Origin of the sequence: Pseudomonas sp. 32_A (genome assembly GCF_017490905.1) — a bacterium.
Lineage (GTDB): Bacteria > Pseudomonadota > Gammaproteobacteria > Pseudomonadales > Pseudomonadaceae > Aquipseudomonas > Aquipseudomonas inefficax.
Genome location: NZ_JAFGYI010000288.1, coordinates 1 through 468 on the forward strand (window position 1 = coordinate 1; position 468 = coordinate 468).

The 468-nt window shown below is 69.7% G+C and carries 1 pseudogene; it reads left to right on the forward strand.

Going from position 1 to position 468, the window contains the following annotated elements:
- A pseudogene (locus J5M58_RS26725) lies at positions 1-468 on the forward strand (ABC transporter permease); the annotation flags it as partial.

Here is a 468-nt window from a genome sequence, read left to right on the forward strand (position 1 = left end):
CTGCTGGAGCCGGCGTTCCTGCGCGTCGGCAACCTGTTCCTGGTGCTGCAGTCGGTGTCCATCGTCGCGCTGCTCGCCCTGGGCGTGACCCTGAGCATGGCCGTGGGCGGGCTGGACCTGTCCATTGGTGCGGTCGCCGCGCTGAGCCTGATGAGCGCCAGCTACGTGATGGTGGTGCTGGACTGGGGCCCGCTCGCAGCGATCCTCATCAGCCTCGGCCTTGGCACCCTGGTCGGTCTGCTCAACGGCTGGCTGATCGTGCGCATGCGCGTGCCGGACATCCTCGCCACCCTGGGCAGCATGTTCCTGGTGGTCGGCGTGCAACTGATCCCCACCGGCGGCCGTTCCATCGCCGTCGGCATGACCCTGCCCAATGGCGATGAGGCGCCGGGCGCCTTCGCCAGCGGTTTCCTCGCCCTCGGCCGCGCCCAGCTATGGGACCGCGTGCCGGTGCCGGTGGTGATCATG